Origin of the sequence: Arthrobacter sp. NPDC056886 (genome assembly GCF_042788715.1) — a bacterium.
Taxonomy (GTDB): Bacteria; Actinomycetota; Actinomycetes; order Actinomycetales; family Micrococcaceae; genus Arthrobacter.
This window is the reverse complement of the sequence record NZ_JBHUBT010000002.1, coordinates 218,827-238,681: the sequence shown is the minus strand read 5'-3', so window position 1 is coordinate 238,681 and position 19,855 is coordinate 218,827. Positions and strand designations below refer to the sequence as shown.

20 protein-coding genes and 2 pseudogenes are annotated in these 19,855 nt (G+C 63.9%); 11 read left to right on the top strand and 11 right to left on the bottom strand.

Annotated elements, in window-relative coordinates; translation table 11 throughout:
- Positions 1–139: 139 nt before the first annotated feature.
- The 4 genes from ACFRJ8_RS04250 to ACFRJ8_RS04235 form a co-directional block, all read right to left on the bottom strand.
- Positions 140–919, bottom strand: coding sequence for an SDR family NAD(P)-dependent oxidoreductase (locus ACFRJ8_RS04250; protein WP_377984905.1), 780 nt, complete (start codon positions 917–919; stop codon positions 140–142).
- Between the two features lie 5 nt (positions 920–924).
- Positions 925–1,179 (bottom strand): hypothetical protein, encoded by a 255-nt coding sequence (locus ACFRJ8_RS04245; RefSeq protein ID WP_377984904.1) that lies wholly within the window; start codon positions 1,177–1,179, stop codon positions 925–927.
- A 263-nt stretch (positions 1,180–1,442) separates the two neighbouring features.
- Positions 1,443–1,775, bottom strand: a complete 333-nt coding sequence (locus ACFRJ8_RS04240; protein WP_377984903.1) for a hypothetical protein — start codon at positions 1,773–1,775, stop codon at positions 1,443–1,445.
- Between the two features lie 330 nt (positions 1,776–2,105).
- Complete coding sequence (locus ACFRJ8_RS04235; RefSeq protein WP_377984902.1) at positions 2,106–2,516, bottom strand: hypothetical protein; 411 nt, start codon at positions 2,514–2,516, stop codon at positions 2,106–2,108.
- A 529-nt stretch (positions 2,517–3,045) separates the two neighbouring features.
- Here ACFRJ8_RS04235 and ACFRJ8_RS04230 point away from each other — a divergent pair.
- From ACFRJ8_RS04230 to ACFRJ8_RS04220, 3 genes and pseudogenes are all read left to right on the top strand, one after another.
- Positions 3,046–3,360, top strand: coding sequence for a DUF6221 family protein (locus ACFRJ8_RS04230; RefSeq protein ID WP_377984901.1), 315 nt, complete (start codon positions 3,046–3,048; stop codon positions 3,358–3,360).
- Between the two features lie 189 nt (positions 3,361–3,549).
- A pseudogene (locus tag ACFRJ8_RS04225) lies at positions 3,550–3,884 on the top strand (transposase); the annotation flags it as partial.
- Positions 3,885–3,912: 28 nt separating this feature from the next.
- A complete protein-coding gene (locus ACFRJ8_RS04220) occupies positions 3,913–4,332 on the top strand; it encodes a hypothetical protein (protein WP_377985196.1) in 420 nt (139 codons plus the stop codon).
- Between the two features lie 216 nt (positions 4,333–4,548).
- Here the strand turns inward: ACFRJ8_RS04220 and ACFRJ8_RS04215 are convergent, their stop codons facing one another.
- Positions 4,549–5,124, bottom strand: a complete 576-nt coding sequence (locus ACFRJ8_RS04215; RefSeq protein ID WP_377984900.1) for a MarR family winged helix-turn-helix transcriptional regulator — start codon at positions 5,122–5,124, stop codon at positions 4,549–4,551.
- Positions 5,125–5,232: 108 nt separating this feature from the next.
- Here ACFRJ8_RS04215 and ACFRJ8_RS04210 point away from each other — a divergent pair, with 108 nt between their 5' ends.
- Positions 5,233–6,303, top strand: a complete 1,071-nt coding sequence (locus ACFRJ8_RS04210; protein ID WP_377984899.1) for an FUSC family protein — start codon at positions 5,233–5,235, stop codon at positions 6,301–6,303.
- Positions 6,304–6,644: 341 nt separating this feature from the next.
- On the opposite strand, the gene ACFRJ8_RS04205 is transcribed toward ACFRJ8_RS04210, so the two are convergent.
- On the bottom strand, positions 6,645–7,706 hold the full coding sequence (locus ACFRJ8_RS04205) for a TDT family transporter (protein ID WP_377984898.1): 1,062 nt from the start codon (positions 7,704–7,706) through the stop codon (positions 6,645–6,647).
- Positions 7,707–7,873: 167 nt separating this feature from the next.
- Between ACFRJ8_RS04205 and ACFRJ8_RS04200 the strand changes: the two genes are divergently transcribed.
- Positions 7,874–8,380 (top strand): winged helix-turn-helix transcriptional regulator, encoded by a 507-nt coding sequence (locus ACFRJ8_RS04200; protein WP_377984897.1) that lies wholly within the window; start codon positions 7,874–7,876, stop codon positions 8,378–8,380.
- A 213-nt stretch (positions 8,381–8,593) separates the two neighbouring features.
- Here the strand turns inward: ACFRJ8_RS04200 and ACFRJ8_RS04195 are convergent, their stop codons facing one another.
- Positions 8,594–9,415, bottom strand: a complete 822-nt coding sequence (locus ACFRJ8_RS04195; RefSeq protein WP_377984896.1) for an alpha/beta fold hydrolase — start codon at positions 9,413–9,415, stop codon at positions 8,594–8,596.
- Between the two features lie 620 nt (positions 9,416–10,035).
- On the opposite strand from ACFRJ8_RS04195, the gene ACFRJ8_RS04190 reads away from it, so the two are divergent.
- From ACFRJ8_RS04190 to ACFRJ8_RS04180, 3 genes are all read left to right on the top strand, one after another.
- Positions 10,036–10,632 carry a hypothetical protein gene (locus ACFRJ8_RS04190; RefSeq protein ID WP_377984895.1) on the top strand — a complete coding sequence of 199 codons (597 nt, stop codon included), beginning with the start codon at positions 10,036–10,038 and terminating at the stop codon, positions 10,630–10,632.
- A gap of 96 nt (positions 10,633–10,728) precedes the next feature.
- Positions 10,729–12,099 (top strand): Dyp-type peroxidase, encoded by a 1,371-nt coding sequence (locus tag ACFRJ8_RS04185; RefSeq protein WP_377984893.1) that lies wholly within the window; start codon positions 10,729–10,731, stop codon positions 12,097–12,099.
- A gap of 514 nt (positions 12,100–12,613) precedes the next feature.
- On the top strand, positions 12,614–13,459 hold the full coding sequence (locus tag ACFRJ8_RS04180) for an enoyl-CoA hydratase/isomerase family protein (protein ID WP_377984892.1): 846 nt from the start codon (positions 12,614–12,616) through the stop codon (positions 13,457–13,459).
- A 109-nt stretch (positions 13,460–13,568) separates the two neighbouring features.
- On the opposite strand, the gene ACFRJ8_RS04175 is transcribed toward ACFRJ8_RS04180, so the two are convergent.
- The 3 genes from ACFRJ8_RS04175 to ACFRJ8_RS04165 form a co-directional block, all read right to left on the bottom strand.
- On the bottom strand, positions 13,569–13,859 hold the full coding sequence (locus tag ACFRJ8_RS04175; protein WP_377984891.1) for a hypothetical protein: 291 nt from the start codon (positions 13,857–13,859) through the stop codon (positions 13,569–13,571).
- Between the two features lie 510 nt (positions 13,860–14,369).
- Positions 14,370–14,828 (bottom strand): hypothetical protein, encoded by a 459-nt coding sequence (locus tag ACFRJ8_RS04170; RefSeq protein ID WP_377984890.1) that lies wholly within the window; start codon positions 14,826–14,828, stop codon positions 14,370–14,372.
- Positions 14,829–14,890: 62 nt separating this feature from the next.
- A complete protein-coding gene (locus ACFRJ8_RS04165; RefSeq protein WP_377984889.1) occupies positions 14,891–15,805 on the bottom strand; it encodes a DNA/RNA non-specific endonuclease in 915 nt (304 codons plus the stop codon).
- A gap of 267 nt (positions 15,806–16,072) precedes the next feature.
- Between ACFRJ8_RS04165 and ACFRJ8_RS04160 the strand changes: the two genes are divergently transcribed.
- Positions 16,073–18,052 carry an amino acid transporter gene (locus ACFRJ8_RS04160; RefSeq protein WP_377984888.1) on the top strand — a complete coding sequence of 660 codons (1,980 nt, stop codon included), beginning with the start codon at positions 16,073–16,075 and terminating at the stop codon, positions 18,050–18,052.
- A 186-nt stretch (positions 18,053–18,238) separates the two neighbouring features.
- On the opposite strand, the gene ACFRJ8_RS04155 is transcribed toward ACFRJ8_RS04160, so the two are convergent.
- Positions 18,239–18,460, bottom strand: coding sequence for a hypothetical protein (locus tag ACFRJ8_RS04155; protein ID WP_377984887.1), 222 nt, complete (start codon positions 18,458–18,460; stop codon positions 18,239–18,241).
- Between the two features lie 245 nt (positions 18,461–18,705).
- Here ACFRJ8_RS04155 and ACFRJ8_RS04150 point away from each other — a divergent pair.
- Together ACFRJ8_RS04150 and ACFRJ8_RS04145 are read left to right on the top strand one after the other, a co-directional pair.
- Positions 18,706–18,903: pseudogene (locus tag ACFRJ8_RS04150) on the top strand (transposase); the annotation flags it as partial.
- 312 nt (positions 18,904–19,215) lie between these two features.
- On the top strand, positions 19,216–19,809 hold the full coding sequence (locus ACFRJ8_RS04145; RefSeq protein WP_377984886.1) for a DUF1345 domain-containing protein: 594 nt from the start codon (positions 19,216–19,218) through the stop codon (positions 19,807–19,809).
- Positions 19,810–19,855 lie beyond the last annotated feature (46 nt).

Here is a 19,855-nt window from a genome sequence, read left to right as displayed (position 1 = left end):
GGCTGATCGCCGAAACGGCTGCTTGACAGCGCTTCGGTCTCTGACCAGCGCGGCGGTGGCAGACGTTTCGGCGAGCAATTCGATATGCCGTCTGGTGCGCCGCCGGGGCTTCGGGTGGAAGTCTGCGGACGGTAGGTCTTCACAGCGTGGTGATCAGGCCGCCGTCGATGGTGAAGTTTGATCCTGTGGCATTGGCCGCCTTGTTGCTGGCAAGGAACAGCACGACGTCGGCAATTTCGGATGGGTGGCTGAACCGTCCCGTTGCCGCGTTGGCAGCGGCTGCGGAGGCAACATCGGCGGGGGTGCGGCCAGTTGCCCGGGACACGGTGTCGGCCACGCCGCCGCTGGCGAGCCACAAGTCTGTCTCGACGGGCCCGGGGCTGACGCAATTTACCCGAATGCCTTGGCGTCCGTATTCCTTCGAGAGTGATTTGGCGAAGTTCCACAGGGCCGCTTTCGCTGCGCCGTAGTCCATGACGGCAGGATCTGGCAGGAATGCATTGACGGAAGCCACGTTGACAATGGTGCCCCCGCCCGCCTGCAGCATTTTCGGAAGGACAGCCCTGGTGACACGCACGGCCGCCAGGAAGTTCAGGTTCAAGGAAGCGGCCCAGTCATCATCGGAGATCTCCAGGAAGCCACCAATTCGGGTTTTGGCGGCGCCGACATTGTTCACCAGTATGTCGACCTTTGTCCCGGCCGCATCGACGAGTGCTTGGCCGGCGTTCGGCTCCGATAAGTCAACTGGGACGAACTTGAGCTGTCCGTTCCCCGAAAGGTCCCCCAACTCCGGGGAGGTGGATCTTGCGCCGGCAATGACGGTGGCACCTTCGGCCAGGAGGGCCCGCACAATGGCCAGGCCTATTCCTTTACTGGCGCCTGTAACGACGGCTACTTTGCCCTGCAATCCGAGTTCCATGGAGTTTAGAATCCCTTGCTGCTCAGCCACTGCAAGGTGACGTTGGCGACGTCGTCCCAATCCTCGTCGATGGTCAGGGAGTGCCCCCGACCCTCAAACTCGTGGTACTCGGTGACGGATTTGGAATCGCCTGCATACAGGTTCACCGGTTGCTCGACGACTACCTTCGGCGCGGTGTGGTTTTCGGATCCGGAGGTCAGGAGCAGCGGGCTCCTCTCAGCTTTAGGGGTGTCGACGGTGGTTGGTGAACTCTTGAACAAGTTGCAGGGATCCCACGAGCTGGAATGGGGCCACGGGCCGTGTATGAACCCGACTGGATGGTCGTGGCTTGTAGTGGATTCGGACATCGCAGTATTCCTTTCTGGACAGGAAACCAGCTTGGTATAGAGGGCGAGACCAAGAACCTTTAGCCCCAGTTTGCGCCGACGTTTCAGACATGGCCAGAGTGGTGAGCTTTGTTCCTGCGAGGCAGGAAGCCTTCAGTTGCCACACGTTCCGCTAGGCAACTTCTTTTACAGGTTGGCTAGTAACACGACTCCCTTACCCAGTCCTTGTCGCCCTTGCCCTTCGAATAAGTGCAGTACCTGTGGGAATCCTTGTTCGGGTAGTTGCGGTTTTCGCACAACCTGTTCGTTTCCGGGACATACCACCGGCTGATGACGTAGTAGTACATCTCGTCGTTCGGGTCCCTCCGAGGTTGCTGCTCCTCGTGCTTCGCGACGAAAAACACCAGGTCAGACAATTCCTCGGGAGTAAGCTTCACGTCGTCCGATTCGGACAGCTTCCAGGAGGCGATGAAATCCTTCAGCTGACTGCTGAGATCGCGTTGATGCCCGGTTTGCTGTTGCTGGCTCATCGTAGGTCCCACACTTTCTCCGTTAGGTGGATTGGGGTGCATCCGCCGGGCTAAAGGCTGGAGCACAGCATGCCACAGCGAGTAGTGGGCATCACCCAAAGATTCACCTGCAGGGCTCCGGGGACGATCTTCAGAAATGTGGTACCCCACTTCCGTTTCCGCCACTGAAGGTGAGGGTGTTTCGGAAGTAGAACGGTGGCACTGACTCGTAGACGTCGTAGGTGACTGTCTGATCCAGTCCTGTCATCTGGACCACCAAATAGCCCGTCAGGGAGAGCGAGAAATATATCTGCGTAAACACGCCGGGAACACAGATGGTGGGCGCCCGGCTCATTGTTTGCCGTCCTTCAAAATGAAGCCCGACCCAAATTCCTGGCTCTTCAGCAATGTGTATTCAGAGTCCGCCCGGACTAAGGAGATCCGCACCTTTCGGATCAGATCTCGGTCGGAACTGACGGGAAAGAACACGGCCGGGAAGTAGCGGGTGACATCTTTGGGGCGAATCCGGTACCCGCTGCCCACGAAGTCTTTGCCGGCTAGCAGCTTGATCAGGTCGTCTGGATCCTCAAAGGGGTATTTCAGGCCAAGCTCTCGCCGACGCTTGGCTGCCCATGCACCGATGCAAAGCTCGGGGACTCTGCTCACCGCAAAACTGAGGAGGTCGAGATCCTTGGGTTCGAACACCATCTCCGTCTGTGCCAGCAGCTCTGATCCTGCCTGTGGACCGAAAGGTTCTGACATGCCTGCTCCAATCATGGCAGTCCGGCCGGGAACCGACCTCGACACTGAAATTCCTTACAGGTGATGCGATGGCGGGTAGCCGCAAGTCTGGACCTGGGCGGTGAGCGCCGTCAAGACCGCCCGGATGCTTGTTCTGGACGCCGGTCCCCAGTAGCCGAGAGGTGCTTTGACATCCGGATCGCGTGCTGAGCGGTCCCCTCAGAACAAGCCCGCTTCCCGCAAAAGTGGGCTTGTTCTGTTTCTTCTGCCGGCACGGTAGCCGACGCGAAATGGACCCTGATGACCTCCCGGTCGCGACCGATGAAGCCTTCAGTTGCCACACGTTCCGCTAGGCAACTTGCGCGAACACTCCGCCGGATGGCACTTCTCGGTGTTGGCGGCACGGGGCAAACAGCCCGCAGGCGAAGGCCGCCGCTGCCCGACGCGTGGCCGAGCCCGGGGCGCGGGAGACGAGGAACAGGAACCACAAACGGTTGATTCCGTAACCTCAGCCACTCCCGGCTCCGCAGCTATACCGCAGAATGGACCCATGAACATCACCGAGTTTCTCGAAGCGCGCATCAGCGAAGACGAAGCAGCAGCCCGGGAAGCGATGGAGGAACGGTCCCGATCCACGCCAAACGAGGGGGCCGATACAAGCCTCGTGCCCTGGCCGGATAGCCCAGTTCCGGCCGTACTTGTAGGACCGGAACGCGTCTTGGCTGAGTGCGTAGTGAAGCGGTCACTCATTGAGCACTGGGGGCAATACGAGGCACTCAATGGCCCATCTCTGCTAACCGTCATGGCCATGGTCTACGCCGACCACCCGGACTACCAGCAGGAGTGGGCGACCTATGGCGGCTGATCCGAGGTTCGCGGCTGGGGGAGGGGCCCGATAACCTTCTCCATCTGGAACAACACCTACTGGGTCGTTGAAGCTAAGAGTGGAGCAACAAGCAAGGCAATTGGCAAACGTGACGCCGGGGACTGCTGAAGGTTTGATTGACACTTTGCCTGTGAGGATTTGATCCTTGCGGGTGGAAGGATGTTCATCATGCCCAAAGCCTTTCCCGAAGAGTTCTGACGCGATGTCGTCGCGGTCGCCCGCAAGGGTGAGGCGCCCATCACCCAGATCGCCAAGGACTTCGGTGTCTTACCCGCTGCCCTGCACCGCTGGATGAAGATCGCAGACAAAGAAGACGGCGTGAAATCCGGCGTCGTGTCCGATGCCGCGAAGCTGCGGGAGGCCAACAAGCGCATCCTCCTCCTGGAACAGGAAGCGGAAGTCATGCGCCGTACCGTGGCCTATCTGTCCCGGGACATCAATTCAAAAAAATGATGTCCCCGCTGGTCCGCGAGCTGGCTGCCAGGGACGCCCCGATCAAGGTTCCCGTGGCAGAACCTGGCCAGCGAGCTGATGCTGGACCACCTGTCGGGCCAAGGTGTCACCGGGCGGCTGGAGCTGGTCCTGGTGGACCGCGGGGTCACTGCGGCCGCTGCCCGTGCCTTGGGCCGGGACCACGGGCTCGAGGTGCGCCGCGTCGGGTGGGACGACAAGCAGCCGGTGTTCCGTCCCATCCGGCACGCCTGGCGCGTCGAGGTCGCCCACGGTCGCCTCGGCCGGTCCCGAAGGCTGGCGAAGTCGTTCGAGAACACCACGACCTCAGCTACCGGCTGGCTCCAGGTCGCGTGCATAGCGACCCCCTCCGCCACCTGTCACGGGCGCGCACCCGCCGTGGACTTGCTGCCGCAGCGTGAGCGCCGCCGGCGCGGCGCCGCGCGCGGAATGCGGCATGAGCGGACACGCCTACGGCTGGTCCACCGAGAGGATCGTTGAACCGGGCAAGGGCTTGGGTTCGCCGTTCTCGGCCGTCTGGACGCCGATCAGACCGGTGCAGCGGCCGCGGACTAGACACGGGTGGACTCAGGCGACAGGACACATCGCGCGGTAGTTCTTCGTCCTCAGGTTGGAGCAGAGCGCCGTTGGTGGTCTACCACGCGGAACCCGGTAGCGCGTCGGCTGATGCTCACCCGAAGCGCGCGCTGCTGCGGCTCATCCGGAGGGCTCGAGCGCGCCGTTCCGCCGGTCCTTGCTGGACCCGGCTTGGTGGCCGCGTCCTTGCTCCCACACGGAGGTCAGTGCCCGCAGGGGATCGACCAAGCCCTCGATGGCCCAGGCCGGGGCTTCGGCGAGTAGGGCATCTTCGAGGGCGAGCTGGGCGGGAATCACCTCGTCCACGAGCGCGGCGCCAGTGTCGGTGAGGACGAGCAGGGACGAGCGGCCGTCGGCCGGGTTGGCCGTCCGGCTCAGCAGTCCCCGAGCCTGGAGGGCGTTCAGCCGCATAGTGATCGCGGAGCGCGGGGCAAGCAGCGTCTGGGCCAGCGCCGTTGGGCTCAGAGGTTCGCCCGTACGGCGCAGCGCGGAAAGCACGTCCAGCTCGCCACGGGTGAGCCCGTAGTCGGCGAGGAAGGCGTCGCTGGCTTCGAGGATGAGGCGGGAAGCGCGCAGCACGCGGTGGATCACCCCGAGGCTGGTGAAGCTCAGGTCCGGGCGCAGTCGGGCCCACTCACGCTGCATCCGGTCCACGACGTCGCCATGAGCGGGCAGGTCGTCCGCATCCTGATCCATCCGGCTCCTCCGCGCCCCCGTGGCCGTCGCCTCGGTCAACCTCAATAGTAGTTCATAGGTGTAGTAACGTTGAAGTACTTCATTCCTGTACCACCTTGGAAGGTTAAAATGACGCAGGCCACCCCCACGCGGTCCTGGCGGGCGGCAGTCTTCGACCTGGGCCCGCATGCCGGCGCCCATTGGACCGCCCTGCGCGCAAGCCTGGCGATCTTCGTGCCGCTGGTGGCTTGCTTGGCGTCCGGTCGCGGCGACCTGCTGCTGTATGCGGCGATCGGTGCCTTCACCGCCCTGTACGGCCGACACGAGCCGGCTCGGGTACGCCTAGCCATGCAGGCGCAGGCGGGCCTGGTGCTGGTGGTCGGCGTCGTCGTCGGCGCCTTAGTGGCGACCGTCCCGTTCCGGCTCTGGCTGCTCGTCCCGGTCGCGGCCGCCTGGGCCGGCGTCGCGGTAGTGCTAGCCGAGCTGGGCCGATGGCATCCGGCCGGAGCTCTCAACCCGGTCTTCGCCCTCACAGCCTCGGCCACGGTCCCGATCGCGCTGAGCACGGTGCCCGCAGCCGCCCTCGCTGCGGCTGGCGCGGCCGTCTTCGCGCTGCTGCTCGCCCTCCCGGGACGGACCGCCCGCGACGGCGGCGACCCGGTGCGGTACCGGCTGTCGTGGCGCGGCCTACGCCCGTCCGACCCGGTGGGCCGCCACGCCGCCCGCTATCTGCTCGGTATCGCCGCCGCCGGCCTCGCCGTCGCGACCAGCGGCATCGGCCACCCCTACTGGACCTTCGTCACGGCATCCGTCCCCATGTCGGCACCCGACCTGCACGCCCGCCTCACGCGCGCTGCCCAGCGGGTGATCGGCACCGCCGCCGGCCTCGGCGTCGCAGCCCTCGTCCTCGCCGCCCACCCCAGCAGCTATGCCGCTATCATCGTGATCGCCGCGCTCCAGGCGTGCACCGAACTGACGACCGGGCGCAACTACAGCCTCGGCCTGGTCTTCTTCACCCCGATGGCCCTTCTGCTCGGCGATCTCATGCTGCCAGCCCCGATCATCACCCTCCTGACTGAGCGCGGCCTCGAGACCGTCATTGGCCTCACCATCGCCCTGGCCGCCACTGTCATCACCCACGAAAGGCGCACTCCTACGAGCCGGACCCCACCGCGCGATCATCTGCTCGACCACGTGTAAAGGCGGCCACGTGGATGCGACGGGCGGCGGCGCGATCGGGAGCGCGTCCCAGGGTGATGACCGGCCTCCTTCGACAAAAGGGTCAACTAGGTTGGAACAATGACTTCTTCGTAGGTCCAAAATATGGGCGGAAACAGTGGGTTCAACAATGCGGAATGGTCCAAGTAGCTTGGAATCTCACATCCGTGCACGAGGCGGCGGCACGAACGTCGGACCCTCAGTACTTCAGCACTCAGAGGAGTCATTTGTACCTGCGTGCCCAGTCGACGGCCCCCCTCAAAGGCCGGCAAGGAGTCGCCCAACCTGGGAGAAGTAGATTCGGAAGCTGGCGGCGGGTCGTTCTAGACGAGGGCCGGTGCGTTGTTCCGGCGTTTTTCGCTATTGCCTGCGATGGCTGCCACCACGCTGCGGGCGGCGATCGTCAGGATGAATGCGGTCGCCAGAGCGAGAGTGATCCAGGCAGAGGTTTCCCGGCCGGGAAGGTTCGATGCGGCGAACCAGCGGACGGCGTAGTTTGCCGTGGTGGCGACGGGGAAGGTGAAGACCCAGAACAGTGGGCTAAAGGCCAGCTTGCGGTACTCACCGATGAGGAACAGTTGCGTGAGCAACATGATGGTCAGCACTCCGGTGAGGCCCAGCTGCAGCGCTCCCATGGGTCCCGGGTGTGAAACTATCCAGGCGACGCTTGCGGTTGCTGGCGCGGCGAGGTAGGCCGACAGGCCGGTCTTGGCCGCCGGGGGAAGAGCGCCTGCGGTCATCAGCCGGACCGTGACGACAGTGCCGACCACGAGCCAGAAGAAGGCGCCGACGCCGAAGGCGGCCAGCGCCGCGTCGTGGGCGTGGATGCTGGAAAACCCGATGCTGGCGACGAAGGATCCGGCCACGACGGGCAGGAAGTAGCCGGGGTGAATGGATTGCATTGATACTCCGCCGGTGATCCAGTGGGCGAAGAGTTGGGTGGCCACGCCGGTGAGCGCGGCTATGAACGCAACACAGACCCAAGGACCTATCGCGGGAAGGTATTCGCTGTAGTGGGCTGAAAGCAGGATTCCCACCAGGGGGATGAAGGATGCAAACGGGCCGGCTATCTGGTGCCGGAGATCGGCGCGGAAGGCTCCCTTGCGGCGCAGGCCGCGCAGCAGATAGATGGCGGTCAGGATGAGCCAGATGGCGCTGGCCGCGCCGTAGAGGACTTCCTCCGGCCAGGCCGGCGCCCCGAGAGTGGCCCGGGCCGCTGACCATCCGGCGCCCAATCCGGCGAGGCCCAGCGGAATACCGAAGAGGCTCAACGGCAGCATGCCCGACGGGGCGGCGGGCGAAGGGTCGGCAGGTGACGGTAGGCCCGGTGAGGGGGCGCCAGGGCCGGCCGTTGCGGGCCCGGTTCTGATGTCGGTAACTGTCATTCCGTACTCCTCGGAGCTGATGTCGTCAGTGGGGGGAGAGATCGCGGCGCGGTGATCGGGGGTTGTTTCGTTCCGTTGGCGGCACGTAAAATCACGGTACAAGCTTTCTTTAAGAAAGTAAATAAACTTGCTTCAAGAAAGTAAGTACCGCACTGGAAGGGATCCTGATGCCGCTTCGCACCAGCTGGTCAGAAGACAACTGCCCCATCGCCCGGGCCGCGGACGTCCTGGGTGATCCGTGGTCCCTGCTTGTCCTGCGGGAGGTGTTCATAGGCAACAACCGATTCGACGGCATGAAGAAGGAACTGGGGGTCGCCGACAATGTCCTGAGCGAACGCCTGCGGCGCCTGGTCGGGGCGGGGGTTCTGACCGCCGAGCCTTACAGCGCGGGAACCCGCCCCCGGAATGAGTACCGCCTCACTGCCGCCGGGACCGATGCGCTGCCTGTTCTGCATGCGCTCACCGTGTGGGCGCAAAGGCACACACAGTCGCCGAGTGATAAACTAATGCGCATTATCTGCACGACCTGTGGAGCCGAGTCCCTCTCCGGTGCCTGGTGCCAAACATGCGGGGCGGAGCTCACGGTCGCAACCACCGCGTGGGCTCTTCCGAAGTCCAGTGACAACCTCATCGAGCTGGCCCGTGCAGGGGCACCACCAAAGGCCGCTAGTTGATGTCGGTGCGTGCCGGACGGTAGGCCCCGAACGAGCGGACACTAAAAGCGCCTCAGGCGTGCGTGACCCCGTGGATGTCGATGTGCATGTGAGTGCCACTAAGGTCATCGGAGCCGTCCGGGCAGCGGTGGTGAATTCGTCGCTGTGTGCCGCGCGGGAGCCGCTGTCGGCTGAGGCCGGAATTCCTTCGGCTCGAAACGGCGGCTGACCGGTTCAGTTGCCAATGAAGTCGAGCAGGTCCTTATCGAACGCCTGCTGGTACGGTCCGGCGATCCCGTGAGGTGCGCCGGGATAGACCTTCAGCTCGGCATCCCCGACCAGATGTACAGCCTTCTTCGCTGCGGCCGCTATGGGCACAATCTGGTCGTCATCCCCCTGGGCAATGAGCATCGGCACCTTGATGCCCCGGAGGTCGTCGCTGAAGTCGGTCTCGGAGAACGCCTTGACACAGTCGTAGGCAGCTTTGAGTCCCACTTGCATGCCCAGACGCCAGAACTGGTCTCGCTGACCCTGGGAGATTACCGAACCTTCCCGGTTGGTTCCGAAGAACGCCGCGGACAGGTCCTTGTAGAACTGTGACCGATCGGCCAAAACCCCGGCACGGATCTCATCGAACGCCTCGACGGGCGTGCCTTCGGGGTTGCTCTCGGATTTGACCATCACCGGCGGGACAGCGCCGGCGGTGACGATCCTGGCGACTCGGCCATCGCCGTGACGGGCTGCGTAGCGCACAACCTCACCGCCGCCGGTGGAGTGACCGACGAGGATGACATCGTGAAGGTCGAGGCTGTTGATCAGTGCGGCCAGGTCGGCGGCGTAGGTATCCATATCGTTGCCGTCCCAGGTCTGGGTCGAGCGTCCGTGTCCGCGCCGGTCGTGCGCGATCGCGCGGAAGCCATGGTCGGCAACGAGTTTGAGCTCGACGTCCCAGGCATCGGCGTTGAGCGGCCACCCATGGCTGAACACCACCGGCTGTCCCGTTCCCCAGTCCTTGTAGAATATCTGCGCGCCGTCAGGGGCGGTGCTGTAAGGCATGATGATTCTCCTTGCACGTACTCACGCGTTTGTTGTCTTCGATGAGTTGAACCGTGCGCCTAGATCACACCAAGGTTGGAGGCGCCACCCGGCGCTAGATACGGCAGAGTCTATACCCGGGGCGAGTTTAGGTTCCAGAAGCAGCGAAGAGCTGCTTCTGCCGTTCCCGACATCAGCACGCCCTCTATCGAGTCAGCCTTCAGCTGGGAACAACCTGAAAAACAGTCCAGCGTCGAGCGGGGATTCAGCATCCAATGATGGAATCACCCAGGCAGACGCCCGATGTGATCACCGTGCCGAAGCGGTGGTGCTCTGCCCAGGCGCGGATCGCGGCGCGGAACGTGGCTACCGAGGGGACGATCGCATAGACCGGTTAGTCGTATTTGTCGGTTCTGCGCGTTCACTCACTGAAGTGTCATTCCGGCAGTTGTACCTTGCTGGGGTTGCTCGGCGGGTCATACACTTTTACCTGGTGTGTGACGTAGATCTCGTGCCTGCGTCCGGGAATCTCGCCGAGGTCTTTGGGCCATCAGTGGCCGTCACGGCTCAATCCTCCACTCCGACACAGGCGCCGGACCAAGCGCCATGACATCCGAAGGCGGTCACAAAAGGAGGTTGCCATGGCCACGCAGCAGTCCAGCGAGACCCAGCAGCAGGCTGAGAAACTGCGGGAACTCTTCGTTGATGCACCCGAATTCGCGCGGGCGGCGCTGGAGAACGCGATCCCGGACATGCAGACCCGGCCGTCGGCACCGCGTGTGGACAGCGCCGGGCGGATCGGCCGGCGCCAGGGGAAAGTCTCGGAACTGACCATGATCGCTCCGGTCGAGCCGGGCGCAGCCAAGCGGCTCCGCGGGCTGCTGGAGATGCTGGAAGGCAACTTCGAAGGCGCCGAAAAGGTCGGCACCGTCCATGACATGCGCTTTGTTTTCCTGGACAACGACACCAAGTTGCTCTTCGCCACCGCCTATGACGGCGACTGGGACGACTACATCAACGACTTCGCGACCAAAATTCCGGACTTGATGGACATCGTATTTTCGGCCATCGAGGGCTGGCCGGGGATCCGCAACCCCTCGATCAAGGACTTCCTCGTCAAGTACCAGATCGCGGCTGATGCCTGGTATGTCGCGAACCCCGGCCTGACCGTGGTGGAGACCCGGCGCCTGCAGCGCGTAGGCAACGCCCTGGACGAGTTCCTGGACAAGATCGGCTGAGCGTCAACGACGTACCAGCCGTTTCTGCCCCTGCTGTTTGGGTCCGGGGCGGGACGGAGCCTTGTAGACACAGAACCTCAACCTGAGGAACGGGTCATGTCACTGCTAAGCAACTCCGATGGAGGTCCTCGGCGCAGCGCCGTCAGCGTTGGGCTGGACGACATCCAGGCGACGGTGCTGCGCTACCGGCCCGAGCCGTACTTCGGCACGCATGTCATGCTGCACGTCTCCGTCGCGGCCGCCGGTCGCAAGCTCTTGCGGCGGCTCGCGCCGTACATCGACTCCGCCGCCGACTGGTGGCAGGCCGGAAACGCCTGGACCGCGGTTGCCATCAGCTATCCCGGGCTGGTGGCCCTGGGTGTCCCGGAGGACTCGCTGGAGTCGTTTCCAGAGAAGTTTCGACAGGGGATGTCCGCGCGCTCAGACGCGTTGGGTGACACCGGCCCGAACGACCCGCAGCACTGGGATGCACCGTTCGGAACCGGTCGGATCCACATTCAGCTCAGCATCTTCAGCGACGACCGAGAGAAGTGGCACCGCGCCATGGCGACGGCGCGGCAGCAGTATCAGGGACTGTCCGGGACGGCCGTACTGGAGGTCCAGGATTTCGGGGCCCAGCCCGGGGACCGCAACCCGCTCGGCTACAAGGACCTGATCGGCCAACCGGCCATTGAAGGCAGCGGAGTCGAGCCGCTGCCGGGTCAGGGACGGCCGATCAAGGCCGGCGAGTTCATCTTCGGCTATCCCGGCGAGGCCGGGGTGCCTCTTCTCATGCCAAAGCCGGACGTGCTGGCCCGGAACGGCACGTTCGTGGGGGTGCGAAAGTACCAGTCGCGGGTCGGAGCGTTCAACCGGTTCCTGCAGGCGAACGGGCGAACCGAGCAGGAGCGGGAGCTGCTCGCGGCGAAGCTCGTGGGCCGCTGGCGCAGTGGTGCGCCGCTCACTCTGGCGCCCGAGCAGGACGACCCCGGCCTGGGCCAGGACCCGCAGAGGAACAATGACTTCACCTACGATGAGGACAACCATGGCCGACGCGTTCCGTTCGGCGCCCACATGCGGCGAATGAACCCCCGCGACACAGCTCTGGCGCAGCTCGCCGACGTAAACCTTCACCGGATCATCAGGCGCAGCACGACCTACGGGGAACCATACGACGCCGCCGCGCTCACCGAGCGCGACGACGAGACGCCACACGGGATCTACTTCATCTTCATAGGGGCCCGGGCGATGGACACCATCGAGTTCCTGCAAAGGGAGTGGATAAATAACGGGAACTTCATGAGCCTGGGCGACGAACGCGATCCCGTGATCGGACTCCAGGAGGAGCAGGGAATCTTTACGATCCCGAAGGAACCGGTCAGGCGGCGCATACACGGCCTGGAGACCTTCAACGTCCTCCGTGGCGGGGAGTACCTCTTCATGCCCAGCCTTTCGGCTCTCAACTGGCTCGCCGAACTGGGTGGCTGAACTCTTCGAAACGCCACCGCGGCAGCGGGGCTGTCCACGAGGATCAGAAGGCCGGCCTCGGTGACGGTGGGGCCGAAGCCGTATCCGGTGCCAACGGGGCCTGCAAGAATTGCGGGAGGAAGGCGAAGACGGCGAACTGTCCGGCGCCGAAGAGCAGCGCAACGAGGTTCGGGGCCGGAACGCTGGAAGTCGTATCATGCGCATTGTCGACCAGGGAGGACGCGGAGCGGAGTTCCGCCGATGCCCAGGCGGTCAGGAGGACGGCGGCCCCATCAGGATTACAACCGGGGCGGATGTCCAGCAGCAGTCAAAGCACGGTCTTGCCCAGTAGACGCAATGGTGGCAGGATCTTCGTCAATTACGAGTCGGATTGGCTGGATTGCAGCCACTACGGAGTCAAGATGAGCATGTTTGACTTGAAGGACGTGCAGGAGCCCGGAAAGTTCGAGTACCCGGCCGATGGTGCAGCCGACATCGACGCATCCCTCGCGTACAACCACCGGACCTTTCCCGCGTGACTACCTCCACGACACCGGGTGCCTGGACCTTCGATACCATCACCGTGCAGAGAGACGGCGCGGTCCTGTTCGCCGAGATCCTCGCCCCACCCATGAACCTCCTGGGTCCGGAGCTGGTTCGCGATCTCGTTTCGCTAATCCAGCGAGCCGAAGCTGACGCGGCTTGCAGGGTGCTTGTGTTCAGGAGCGGTGACCCTGACTACTTCATCTCACATGTCGACCTGACGCGGATCCCGGAGTACCGGGAAGAAGCGGCGAAGTTGACTGGCGTCCCTTCAATTGCGCTCCTGTTCCGCTACCTAAGCGCAAGTCGCCTCGTCACCATTGCGCAGATCGAGGGTCGTGTGCGTTCTGGAGGCAGCGAGTTCGTGCTGGCGTGCGACATGCGCTTCGCCGCGCTCGAGTCCGCCGTCTTCGCGCAGTTCGAGTCGGCGTTCGGTCAAATCCCCGGCGGCGGCGCAACCCAGTACCTCGCCCGGCTCATGGGGCGCGCACGCGCCCTCGAAGTCCTGCTAAGCGCCGAGGATTACTCCGCAGACCTCGCCGAACGCTACGGCTGGATAAATCGAGCCCTGCCTGCTAATGCGCTCGGTGCTTTCGTTCGGGCCCTCGCCGAGCGGATCGCGCAATTTCCTCCCGCTGGCGTCCTCGCGATTAAAGACCGCATCAACGCGATCACCCTCGCTCCGACCGACGACTTCCGTCGAGATTCCGATCTCTTCGGCGAGGAGGTGCGCAACGCCGAGACGCAACACCGCATCAACGCAGCAATGCACCATGGCCTGCAGACCCGACACGCGGAAATGGAGTTCGCCAACATCATCGATGGTCTGGCGACGTAATCCAAACCGCGCCGCCGTATCGGCGGGACCAGGTCGCCACGCATCCGAGTGTTCGCGCGGAGCCTCCGTGCATCAGGCATTCCGATGAGCGAAGACAGTCCGGAAGGGGTCAGCCCTGACGGATTCTCACGGTCTTGTCCAGCCGGTGCCCGGCTTGGTTGTATTCACGCGCTGCCGCCTTCACTCCGGCCACTGCTTCCAGCGGTGCGAGATGGGTTTTCCATTCGTCGTGGATGGCGTTTTCGACTTCGTTGGAAGCATGTGCGAAATCGTCGGGGGACAGGTATGCCCGGCGGCTGCTGAAGTCGGGCAGCAGGCGACGTGACGCGCCCCCACAGCTCGCCTTGCCAGCCGCATTCACAGGCCCGCGCCAGCCGATGATCTCTCTGTCCGGCACCACTTAGTAGTCGGGCATCATCTTGTCCGGCTTGTAGTTGCCGGTGATGCCCTTACCCAGCATTCCTTCACTTGTCGATGATGCGGACAACCGCCCGTCTAGTGCAACGGCGGCCGCCAAGCCCTCGTGTTCGTTGTCTTTTGATATCCAGCACCATGGTGCGCACCATTCTGTCAGCTAATCCCGACGGTAAGAATGTCAGAGACCCCCGACGAAGCCCAGGGGAATGGGGGCTGGGCTGCCGAAACGTCCGCCCTTCTCATAACTCGATTCGGACTCCTAGCTTGACTGTGCAGTTTCGAGGACTATTTGTGAGAACCACGGCGCTAGGTTGGCGATTTTCGTCGCAAGGGCGGATTTCCGCGGGCCCGGAGCCACTGGAAAGCACTACCCGCGCCGTCTCGGCGATTCTCAATTCCGGTTATTCTCAAAATCCGTCGTTTGCGAGAGCCGCGATTCAGATGTGGTCGATTCGGCCATGACAAATCCCGCGCCTGGCGATTCCACGCGGGGTCAGCCGCGCGGCGCCGGCAAATCGAGGTTCCAGTGGCGCGAGACCATCAGCAGCCACCCGGTGTCGTCCTCGTCGTGGCCAAGGCCCGCGGGTCCTGGTGTGATGTAGAACCGCGAGACGACGCGCTGCGAGCCTTCGGCGTCTCCATAGAGCACGTCGACGGTGAAGCCGTCGCCGGCGGCGCCCTTCGTGGCGTTACGGTAGTCGGCCGACTCCGGGTCCCGGATGGCGACCTGGCAGAAGCCGGCGTCGTTGGATGGCACGTAGATGTCGCGTGTCAGCCGGTGGAACTCCTCGACTGGTGCCAGCGGAGCCCTGGCGTCCGGTGGCAGATGCCAGCCGTGCAGGATCGCCACCCCAGTGCCGGCGTTGCGCACTGACATCACCAGGTACACGGTGTTGTCGGCGATCTCGAGGGCGGCGTGGCCGCCCTGGACGACCAACCACTTGCCTTCCATAAACCGCACCTTTTGCGGGGTATCCGACCAGTTGGAAGGCAGCAGGATGGGGCGCAATCCGTTCAGCAGTGCGCGCTCGGCCAGCCGCGCCGACCGGTTGGCTGACCGAGTGGAGATGAACGTCGCGACGGCGAGCACCGTCGTGCCGAGAGCGGTGCCGAGGTTGGAGAGTAGAAGCCAGTCGACCATAGGCAACATTCAACGTCATCCGCAGCCTCGCCAGCAATCGACGCCGGACGTCTGAGAGTCAAGGACGCCGTACTGTTGGAACGCCGGGGAGCGGGTTCCAGGTCTAGCCCGGTCAGTACCGCGATGTCTCTGATGGGTACCTGGAATGTTCGGAACGGACCCAATGGGGGAGCCTCGTCGAGTGCTCCAGGCCGGGGTACGTCCGGGAGGTCCGCCAGCTGTGGCGTCTGGTCCACGACGTATCCGGTGGCGGCGAGGGAGCCGTGGTGCATGAAGGCGGCAGCTTTGAAGAACTTCAGCGGAATCTGCACGCCGCGGTAGACGGGGTCGGTGTCACCGAAGATCGGGCCCGTGAAAACGACGAGACGCCGGCTGTTGTCGGCTGCGTTGTCCTGCAGGCAGGACTCCAGGCCGAGCCAGAGGTCCATACCCTGGTTGAACTTGGCCGCCTGCGGGGCTGCGTTTGTGTAGTGGAACGTGTCTGCGTTGGCCCGGGCGGCTTCCTCGAGGGTGTCGCCCCATACTGCTGATGCCCTGCGGACGAGGTGGCCGCGGTCGATGTCGTTGCCGGCGTAGACCATCTCGCCCGTCTGCTGGTCCGCGCGCAGCCGCGGATCCAGTCTCCACTGGATCCCGGACCGGTCCAGATCGATCAGCTTGGTGCCGTCCATTCCGAGCGCAGTAACGGCGGCCAGACGCTTGTCCAGCCGCATGGGGACGGAAAAGTGGGTGTTGGGGGAGCAGGACCGACGCGACCCCGACGAGGGCCGGAATGCCAACCCCGACACCCAGGAACTGTTCATCGAACCCGGGACGCCCGGAAAGATCCTCCACATTCAATGCGAGCTGGGCTTGCACTAGTTCATCCATCGCCAGACCGGAGCACTGCCCGGGGACAGAAGCATGTACACATCTCGAAGTTCTTGCCAACAGAGTGGTCGAATGCAGAGCACTGGAACCGTGGTGATGCTTGTCGTCAGGTGGCAGCTATGTTGCAGAGGGCGTTTGTGGGATGTTGGTGCCGTGGAGCTGGCAGGGGAATGGGGATGAGGCACATGAGCGGTACAGGTCGTCACTCCGTCCCGGCGGAGGTCAGGAGGCAGGTCACGGAGGCGGGGACCGGCAGCCGGTTGACGAGGTGGTTGCTGGAGGACCGGGTCCAGCCCGTCGTCGGACCCGAAGCGAATGAGGACCACGGCCGCCCCCAGGCCTGGTGGAAGGTCATGTGCCTGACAGGGGTGGACTACTTCTCCACACTGTCCTACCTTCCGGCGATAGCTGCCTTGGCGGCCGGCGCGTTGTCACCGCTCGCCACACTGCTGATCGTGGCCCTCACTCTCCTGGGTATGCTGCCGATGTATCGCAGGGTCGCCGAAGAGAGCCCTCACGGACAGGGCTCGGTGGCGATGCTGGAACACCTCTTGCCGTTCTGGCGGGGAAAAATCTTCGTCCTGATCCTGCTCGGGTTCGTAGCCACCTCATGGATCATCACCATCACCCTCTCTTCGGCAGACGCCACGGTGCACATGCTGGAAAACCCGTACCTGCCCGATTTTCTGCACGGTCAGGCCGTGCCAATCACCGTGGTGCTGCTGTTGATCCTGGGCGGTGTGTTTCTCCTCGGCTTCAGCGAGGCCGTCGTCGTCGCCATCCCTTTGGTGGCCGTGTTCCTCCTACTGAACGCCGTCGTCATCGGTGCCGGAATGATCAGGGTGGTCAATGACCCTGCAACCCTGGCGGCCTGGACTGGGGACCTGTCCGCACTGGGTGGCCCCGGAGCCGTCCTGGGACCGGCGCTGATTGCCTTTCCGCTGCTCGTCCTTGGGCTGTCAGGCTTCGAGACCGGAGTCAGCATGATGCCGCTGGTCGCGGCCCAAGGCAAGACCGCTGAGGAACGGCTCGCCTCCCGGATCCGGAACACCCGCAAGTTATTGACGGCAGCGGCGGCCATCATGAGCGTTTACCTGCTTGGCAGCAGTTTCGTCACCACGGTGCTGATCCCCGCACAAGAATTTGGGCCCGGCGGCCAGGCCAACGGACGCGCCTTGGCATATCTGGCCCACGAGCAACTGGGCAGCACCTTCGGCACTGTGTATGACGTCAGCAGCATCCTGATCCTCTGGTTCGCCGGCGCCTCCGCCATGGCAGGGCTGATCAACATCGTTCCGCGTTACCTTCCCTCTTACGGCATGGCCCCCGAATGGGGCCGGGCAGTCCGGCCCGTGGTGCTCGTCTATACGGCCGTCTGCATTCTGATCACCATTGCCTTCCACGCCGACGTCAACGCGCAGGCCGGCGCCTACGCCACCGGGGTCCTGGCCATGATGGTCTCCGGCTCAGTTGCCGTGACCATCTCCGCCCACCGGCGCCGGCAGCGCCGGGCAACCTTGGCCTTCGCCTTGCTCTGCCTGATCCTGCTCTACGCGTTAGTCGCCAACATCATTGAAAAGCCGGACGGACTCACCATCTCCATCTTTTTCATCCTCGGCATTGTGGCTATTTCTTTGGTCTCCCGCGTCGCACGGACGACCGAGCTCCGGGCCGACGTGATCCGGTTCGACGACAATGCCCGTCGCTTCATCGCGGACTCTCTGGACTACGACGGCGCGCTGGACCTGATCGCCAACCGGCGCCAGGCCGGGGACGTTCAGGAATACGCGGAGAAGGAACAGGACCAGCGCGGCCAGAACGCAGTCCCCGGAACCGCGGACATCATCTTTGTCGAGATCGACATCATCGATCCGTCCAACTTCGGCGGCGCGCTCGACGTCAAAGGGGTCGAAGTGAACGGTTTCCGGATATTGCGCGCCGAAAGCCCGGCAGCGCCCAACGCCATCGCCGCCATCCTCCTGGCACTACGGGACACCACAGGGGTCATTCCGCACGCCTATTTCGAGTGGTCGGAAGGGAGCCCTTTGGCCCACCTGATGCGCTACCTCCTCCTGGGCCGCGGCGACACGCCGCCCGTGGTGCGCGAGATCCTGCGGAAGCACGAACCCGACCCGGCCCGCAGACCACGCATCCACGTCGGCTGACCACGCCCCGCGGCAGCCACAAACGTCGCTCCATCAGTGGAAGGGCCCCTGTTCGCGTAGCCGTCCCTCTGACATTGCCTGATCGATTGGGTTGCTGTGAGCCCGAGCTACTAGGGGATCTCTGGTGTTGTCGTCCACGTCGGACCACGTGGCTCCAACCTGCAGGTAGCGTCTCAGCCCGAGCGCTTAGGGCGCGAAGTAGCTGAGGTGCGGGTTGTTCAGAGAGATGCCACTGCGATACAGATCAGCAGGACCGCGGAGAGCCAAATCATCCTGGTCGAATTCGCCCGCCAGATCGATGCGTAACTTGTTGTCGAAGGCATCGAAACGCCCGGGGAGCTCGCCGCCGTGGCAGGGATCGACATGGCGGCCGGACAGGGCTACCTGATCGGCAGACCGTCGATCCATCCCAGGGATGGGGCCGCCTGGTAGAAGACCTCAGGCCCCGGCCCGAGCCGACCATAGCGCGTGAATCCCCGTGTTCCTGTGACCACGTCAACGCTAGCCCGGGCCGCCAGCGCTGGCAGGCTCGAGCCCGGCCTTCCATCCGGGGTGGCCACGCGGATAGGCACCCGCTCTCCGCGGCCCTGATGAAGTCCAGCGCCAGATCTGGATCGATCGGGTCCATAACCCCGTTGTGGGCACCTCGCTGTCTCGAGTCCGTGAACGCCCGCTACCGGCGAGCGGTCAGGGCCAGTGGTCATTTCCCCACCGAGTAAGCGGCTCTGAAGTGCCTGTATCTGGCGGCCCGGGTACTGGACTCGACGGGCAAGGGCAGGGCACGATGGGCCACACGGTGGAAGCCGGCACGGAATGCCTTCGCCATCACCTTCGAGGGAAGAATCAACTAAATGCCAACTGTGGATCCACCGTTAAACGGACACTCCCGTTGCCGCAGATCGACCCGCTAACAGGCGTTTTCCAAGCGCTGCGGGCTGGAGTGCCCGATGATGGAGGCATGGGAAGGCTTACAGGGTGTCTGAGGGCTGCCTGACGCTCATCTTTGGAAGCGCCTGTGCGCCGCCCCTCCAGCCCGGACGCCGCTCGGCGAAGGCGGCGCCGGCTGCGGCCCGGGTTCAGCTGTTCAATTCGGAGATGCGCAGGTCGTGAGTACTCGTAGGTACAGTTCCCCGGTTAATAGCACTCGGGTTCGGCTGGCGGTGATGGCAGCCGGCGGGTTGGCCGCGGCCGTTGCGGTGGGATTTCTGGGCTCCTGGGCCTATGCCCCGGCCCTCGGGTGGGCGGCCGCGTCGCTGATCTACCTAGTCTGGGTCTGGTCCGTGATCGGGCGCCTTGATGCGTCGGAGACCTCTGCCCACGCGCTCCGGGAGGATCCCGGCCGGTTCGCCTCCGACATTCTCGTCCTCGCGGCCACGATGGGCAGCTTCTGCGGCGTTGCACTCATCCTGCTGGAGGCAGGTCCTGCGGAGGGGGGAACGAAAGCGCTCATCATTGGCGTTGCCCTGGGCGGCGTCGCCCTCTCCTGGTTCCTGGTCCATACCCTTTTCACACTCCGCTATGCCACTCTTTATTACCTGGCTAAGGACGGTGTGGACTTCAACAAGAAGAATCCGCCCAGGTACGCGGACTTCGCGTACCTGTCCTTCACCATTGGCATGACATTTCAGGTGTCCGACACCGACCTGACCACGGACGCCATCCGGTATGCCGCGCTGCGTCAGGCCCTGCTTTCCTATGTGCTGGGAGCCATCGTGCTGGCCACGGCGATCAATCTCGTCGCGGGCCTGGTCCGCTGATCGGCGCCAGGTCCGACACCGAGCGGCCGGGCTGGGTTCAGGATAT

What these genes read in the sequence shown, in the direction of transcription:
- ACFRJ8_RS04220 (WP_377985196.1), top strand. Translation starts at nt 3,913, where the DNA reads ATGCTGGACCACCTGTCGGGCCAAGGTGTCACCGGGCGGCTGGAGCTG.
- ACFRJ8_RS04240 (WP_377984903.1), bottom strand. Translation starts at nt 1,775, where the DNA reads ATGAGCCAGCAACAGCAAACCGGGCATCAACGCGATCTCAGCAGTCAG.
- ACFRJ8_RS04160 (WP_377984888.1), top strand. Translation starts at nt 16,073, where the DNA reads ATGAGCGGTACAGGTCGTCACTCCGTCCCGGCGGAGGTCAGGAGGCAG.
- ACFRJ8_RS04200 (WP_377984897.1), top strand. Translation starts at nt 7,874, where the DNA reads ATGCCGCTTCGCACCAGCTGGTCAGAAGACAACTGCCCCATCGCCCGG.
- ACFRJ8_RS04250 (WP_377984905.1), bottom strand. Translation starts at nt 919, where the DNA reads ATGGAACTCGGATTGCAGGGCAAAGTAGCCGTCGTTACAGGCGCCAGT.
- ACFRJ8_RS04190 (WP_377984895.1), top strand. Translation starts at nt 10,036, where the DNA reads ATGGCCACGCAGCAGTCCAGCGAGACCCAGCAGCAGGCTGAGAAACTG.
- ACFRJ8_RS04235 (WP_377984902.1), bottom strand. Translation starts at nt 2,516, where the DNA reads ATGTCAGAACCTTTCGGTCCACAGGCAGGATCAGAGCTGCTGGCACAG.
- ACFRJ8_RS04210 (WP_377984899.1), top strand. Translation starts at nt 5,233, where the DNA reads ATGACGCAGGCCACCCCCACGCGGTCCTGGCGGGCGGCAGTCTTCGAC.
- ACFRJ8_RS04195 (WP_377984896.1), bottom strand. Translation starts at nt 9,415, where the DNA reads ATGCCTTACAGCACCGCCCCTGACGGCGCGCAGATATTCTACAAGGAC.
- ACFRJ8_RS04170 (WP_377984890.1), bottom strand. Translation starts at nt 14,828, where the DNA reads ATGGAAGGCAAGTGGTTGGTCGTCCAGGGCGGCCACGCCGCCCTCGAG.
- ACFRJ8_RS04185 (WP_377984893.1), top strand. Translation starts at nt 10,729, where the DNA reads ATGTCACTGCTAAGCAACTCCGATGGAGGTCCTCGGCGCAGCGCCGTC.
- ACFRJ8_RS04145 (WP_377984886.1), top strand. Translation starts at nt 19,216, where the DNA reads ATGGCAGCCGGCGGGTTGGCCGCGGCCGTTGCGGTGGGATTTCTGGGC.
- ACFRJ8_RS04215 (WP_377984900.1), bottom strand. Translation starts at nt 5,124, where the DNA reads ATGGATCAGGATGCGGACGACCTGCCCGCTCATGGCGACGTCGTGGAC.
- ACFRJ8_RS04205 (WP_377984898.1), bottom strand. Translation starts at nt 7,706, where the DNA reads ATGACAGTTACCGACATCAGAACCGGGCCCGCAACGGCCGGCCCTGGC.
- ACFRJ8_RS04155 (WP_377984887.1), bottom strand. Translation starts at nt 18,460, where the DNA reads ATGGATCGACGGTCTGCCGATCAGGTAGCCCTGTCCGGCCGCCATGTC.
- ACFRJ8_RS04230 (WP_377984901.1), top strand. Translation starts at nt 3,046, where the DNA reads ATGAACATCACCGAGTTTCTCGAAGCGCGCATCAGCGAAGACGAAGCA.